Below are 5,199 nucleotides of genomic sequence, written 5' to 3'. Positions count from 1 at the left end.
ACAGAATCAGCGCTTCATTGCAAGACAGTGCAAGCCTTTCGTTCCAGAATGCACAATCGCACCGAACCAGTGCGGATTCTCATTATCAACAAGCCTTGAGTGGGCTCTCTCAATTTAATGAAAGCGATGCAAGTGAGGTACGCGAAGGAACGGGTATTAATAGAACGCTCAGTAATGCGCTGAATCAAGATATTCGTCAAATGCAAGACGCGGTTAACCAATACAATCAACATCATGACAAATCAGGGCAAGTGTCATGGGATGCGGCCGTGTCTGCCAAAATAGATACACATAAAGGAGTATTGGGATCAATTGCTCACTGGACTACAGGACTTTCTGGAGAAGCGAGTACCAGTCTAAAAACAGGTCTATCAGCTTCTAACTCCGTTCAAGCCTTTTTTAACTCCAGTGAGGGCCAATCGTTTTCTAATGCGCTAAGCCACATGGAGTCTACAGCCAAGACGCACCACTTGGATGCAAATGATTCGTTTAACTTATCGAAATCCGAACAAATCGCAGCCAACCTATCTCAAGGACATGCTTTATCAGATATGGCCTCAGCAGAATACAGTAAGGGCGAACATTATCAGCACATGGCCAACCGTGTGAAAGAGCACTCTGATGGTATGGATAGAGTATTGGATCAAGCGTTTCACGATTGGGTGGCGCAGCACCATGGGGTTCAGGCAGAAAAGGCACTAATGGGGGCAGACGCTTCGAGCTTGAGTGTGCAACAAAAATTGGCCGATCAGTTTATGAGTTCTTCCCAAGGACAATCGGCAGTAAAAGAGCAAGTAAACCGCATGAGCCTCTCATCATCTGATAAGGCTAAAAGCCAATTTGAAGCGCAGCGTGCTTCGATGACAGCACACCAAAAAGCACTAATCAACCAAGCCCATCAGGACGATGCATTGGGTGTTTTAAATCAATCGCAAAAACGCCACATGAGCCAGGTGCAAGACAACACCATTGGGCAAGCTCATGATTTGCGTTTGGATAATCGAGAGGATTTATCTCAAGCCTATCAAAACCAAGAGGGAGCTACGCAAAAATCAATACAAGCAGCTCAATCTGATTTAGCGCATCGATACACCAAACAAAAGCAAGACTATCTGGACAATGAACGTTACTACAAGGAGGAGCACCATGATTAATCAGGAACAATTTCAAGAGGCCTTAACACAGGATTTAAATTCATTAAGCAAATTTAAGATAAAAACATTAAGTGCAACAGACGTGTATATTCCTTATCTGAAAATGGTGGGTATTATTTATTTTATTTTATGCGGTTTGAGTGTTGGGGTTATAAAGCTCTTTGTAATCCTTGGTTTTCATCTGAACAGAACTTCCTTCATAAGCATTATGAACGAGGCAATTCTTTATAATTTAATTCCACTCTTTTTTCTTATGTTGGGCTTAAGCCAGGCATTTATTTTATGGAGTGCCATTAAATCTGAATTGAAATCCGCACCCTATATTCAAGCATTGATGAAGTACTACCTTAAATGCTACTGCATTCTTTATACCATATTAATTTTCATTTTCATTGTTTTCTTTCAACTTGATGATCTGGAAATGATTTTTCCGTTTACTTCGGTGACAAGCCTGGTTTTATTCATGTTCTTTTTTAATATGGAAAATCAACGTTTTGGGCAAGGCGTTCTTATTAAACAACTTGAAAAACTATTTTCACATGCTAAAGCATTCAAGGATTCGGATTAAACGCCATGAAACAAAATCTCTTACAATTTATCAGTGGTGGTCAAATTTTTGATTATAAAACCAAAATGATGGTTCAGGTTAGTAATCGTATTTTTTACTGGGCCGTCCTTGGTTTTATCGTGCTTTTTTCGTTGATTATGGTGTTTTATGCCTGGACTGAATTAAAACTGGTAGTACTTAACTACATTTCAGGCTTCTTGGTTAAAGTTCATTATGGTGAGTATGTGCTATGGACCAATTTGAATGGGAGTAAAATTACAGCGCTTTTTTATCAAAAAAGTCCTCTTATTCAAGCATCCGTGCAGCAGGCTTTGGATGCTCTTTGGAGAAAAGCGCAAGTTTCTTTATTTTTTGGTGGAGCGGTGTATTTGTTGATTACCCTGTTGTTTTCCCGTTTCTTTATTAAGTTAGGTGAAAAATACACCAAAGATCAATTTGTTTCCGGTACGCGCTTAGCGTCTTCGCCTAAAGAAACCATCAAATCGGTCAACGAATCACAACGTGGCGCTTCAGAAATTAAACTTTTGAATCGCCTTCCTATGCCTAAGTATTCTGAAAAACAAGGGATGTTGTTTCATGGCACAACAGGTGCAGGAAAAACGCAAGCCATGATGATGCTGTTGGAGCAAATTAGGGCGCTGGGCGAGCCGGCAATCATTTATGATAAAGAATGTACCATCAAACCTTATTTCTTTGATGAGCGCATTGATGTGGAGCTCAATCCCATTTCAGAATTATGTGCCAATTGGAAAATGTGGCGAGAATGTGCCAATCCGTTGGAGTTTGGCTCCTTTGCCACGTATTTAATTCCTAAATCAGTTCAAGGCAGCGATCCGTTTTGGGTTGACTCAGCAAGAACCATTTTCACCTCGATGGCGTGGAAAATCAGGGATTATGCAGAAAAAGATCCAGTGTTTTTTCTGCAGTTATTACTCACCACCTCACTGGAGGAAATCAGGAACATTCTCAAAGGTACGGAATCTGAAAATCTGGTGAGTAAGGAAATTGAAAAAACGGCCATTTCCATTAAATCAGTGTTGGCAACCTATACCAAGGCGCTGCGCTTTCTTGAAGGGCTTGATAAATCGGGTAAAGAAGACTTTTCGATTAAAGAATGGATTGAAAATACAACCGATCCTAAAAAATACAATAAAGGGTGGTTATTTATTACCTCACGCTCCAAATACCATAAAGAGATAAAGCCTTTAATTTCTCTGTGGTTAGGACTCGCTATGCAAGGGGTGCAATCCTTGGTGGCTAATAATAAGGGGCGTATATGGCTTGTCATGGATGAATTAGCAAGCCTGCATCGTTTAGAAACCATTTCAGACACTCTGGCTGATATCCGTAAATTTGGAGGGTGTGTTGCCATTGGCATTCAATCCATTGCGCAATTAGATTTTATCTATGGAACTCATGAGGCCGGAGCCATTGCGGATCTACTCAATACATCCATTTATTTTAGGAGTCCAAAATCGAAAGTGGCTAAGTGGGTTTCCGAGGATTTAGGCCCACAAGTGATTAATGAGATGAAAGAAAGTCAGTCTTATGGTCCTGATTCGGTTCGTGATGGTAATACGGTGGGCTCGCAACGCACTAAAAGAAATACGGTTGAAGAGGGCGATATTATGACTCTTGATGACATGGAGTGTTATGTCCGTTTGGTAGGAAATCATCCCATCACTCGTTTGAAAAACAAATACATTGAGCGTAAAGAAATTTGCGTACCGCTTATTGAGCGATCCATCAATTTTGATGCGTTGGAAAAAGTAAATCATCGCGCGTTAATGGTTCAAAATAATCCTCAAAGAAATGACGACGTTAAAAAAATCCATCAATTTGAAACATTGGCGCATGAGGTATCGGATAAGGATTTAGTACCTCCCGAATCACCTTATGCGGAACCCAAAGATCACGTTACAGCCAACAAAAACGACACCGATGCTATTGAGCTGCGTGAGGCCTCCATTGTTATAAAAGAAATTTTTTAAGTCATCCAGGGAGGTATTATGTTGACCTTAAATAAAATAAGTGCGGCTAAAGACGCGCTGCATTATTACACCAATCAAGATAATTATTATTTAAGCGATCGAGATTCGCTCAACAGTCTGTCCCGATGGATCGGGCGCGGTGCGCAGAAGTTACAATTGTCCGGTGAAATTGAGTCTTCGCAATTTTTGCAATTATTGGATGGACAATTACCCAGCGGGCAACTGCTGGGTATTATCGATAAGGGAGTACGTCAACATCGTCCTGGAACCGATGTGACTTTATCAGCGCCTAAGTCCGTATCCATTTTAGCCCTGGTGGGGCAAGACGCGCGCTTGCTTCAAGCCCATCAAGAAGCCGTGAACATTACCTTTGGTCGGATTGAGCAGCTGGCAGCAGAAGCACGCATTACATTTAATGGCGAAACCACTTTTGAAAAAACCCGTAATTTAGTAGCAGCCATGTTTGTCCATACAACCTCTCGTGAATTAGATCCCGATTTGCACACGCATGTACCCATACTCAATATGACTGAGCGTTCGGATGGATTATGGCGTTCTTTATCGTCACGAGCAAAAAATGATAAAGAACATCTAGATCATGGTTTTCGTGAATTAATTTATTCCAACCAGCATTATTTGGGATTGGTGTACATGTCCTCTTTAGCTAAAAAAGTTAAGGAGCTGGGCTACGATATTCGCATTAAAGACAGGTACGGTAATTTTGAGATTGTAGGTATTAGTGATGAGGCTATTACTGCTACATCCAAAAGGCGCGTGCAGATTCTTGATGATATGAAGGAACGCGGTACAAGCAGTGCCAAGGCTGCCGAGAAATCTAATTTATCGACGCGCAACCCAAAAACTGAAATAGACAGTCAAGCGCTGCATCAACAGTGGGTAGACGAAATTAAGGAGCTTGGTATTGATTTAGGCACGATTATTCAGGATTCCAAATTAAATAGCGGACGAGGAGCGGTTAAAAGCACTCACACCACACCTTTAAGCCCTGATGCGCAAAAAGCAGTGGGTGATGCACTGGCTCATTTGTCCGAATATTCTACTCAAATCCAGCATGGGGCTTTGGTGCGCCAGGCTATGACTTTTTCAGCAGGTCTTGTTGGCCATGAGGACATTGAACGGGAAATTGGATCTCTTTTGGAGGCAAGGGCACTCCAGGGAAAACCCTTGGAATATTATACAACGGCGCATCTTCTTGCACGCGAGAAGGACTTTATTGCAAAAACTACCAACGAGTTAAAAGTAAGCTTTTCGATTTCAGTACCAAATCACGGGCTCTCTTCCCAGGTATTTAAAAATAACGAGCGCATTCAAATCATTGATGTAGCCGGTTTTCGGTGCGAGAAAGAGCTGATTCAAGACATGGTGCATCTTGCAGAAGCGCATTTTCTCAATTCTTATGTACTTCATCCTGGTAGCCTAAAAACGCAGCAACTTCGAGCAGACATCAAACATTTGGATACAGGAT

At 41.5% G+C, this 5,199-nt stretch carries 3 protein-coding genes and 1 pseudogene; all 4 read left to right on the top strand.

The window, feature by feature from the left end; genetic code table 11:
• Positions 1-1,154 (top strand): annotated as a pseudogene (locus A8O27_RS17815) (conjugal transfer protein TraG N-terminal domain-containing protein); the annotation flags it as partial.
• Positions 1,147-1,722 carry a hypothetical protein gene (locus A8O27_RS17810; protein WP_058460016.1) on the top strand — a complete coding sequence of 192 codons (576 nt, stop codon included), beginning with the start codon at positions 1,147-1,149 and terminating at the stop codon, positions 1,720-1,722. The pseudogene A8O27_RS17815 and the gene A8O27_RS17810, both read left to right, overlap by 8 nt.
• A 5-nt stretch (positions 1,723-1,727) precedes the next feature.
• The gene (traD, locus tag A8O27_RS17805; RefSeq protein WP_064115150.1) at positions 1,728-3,713 is read left to right on the top strand and encodes a type IV conjugative transfer system coupling protein TraD; all 1,986 of its coding nucleotides are present in this window, start codon (positions 1,728-1,730) and stop codon (positions 3,711-3,713) included.
• Between the two features lie 18 nt (positions 3,714-3,731).
• Positions 3,732-5,199, top strand: a 1,468-nt coding sequence (mobF, locus tag A8O27_RS17800) for a MobF family relaxase (RefSeq protein WP_154669260.1), incomplete at its 3' end; no start/stop codon positions are given.

The organism is Legionella bozemanae, assembly GCF_001648595.1.
Lineage (GTDB): Bacteria > Pseudomonadota > Gammaproteobacteria > Legionellales > Legionellaceae > Legionella > Legionella bozemanae.
This window is presented reverse-complemented; position numbering and strand designations above follow the sequence as displayed.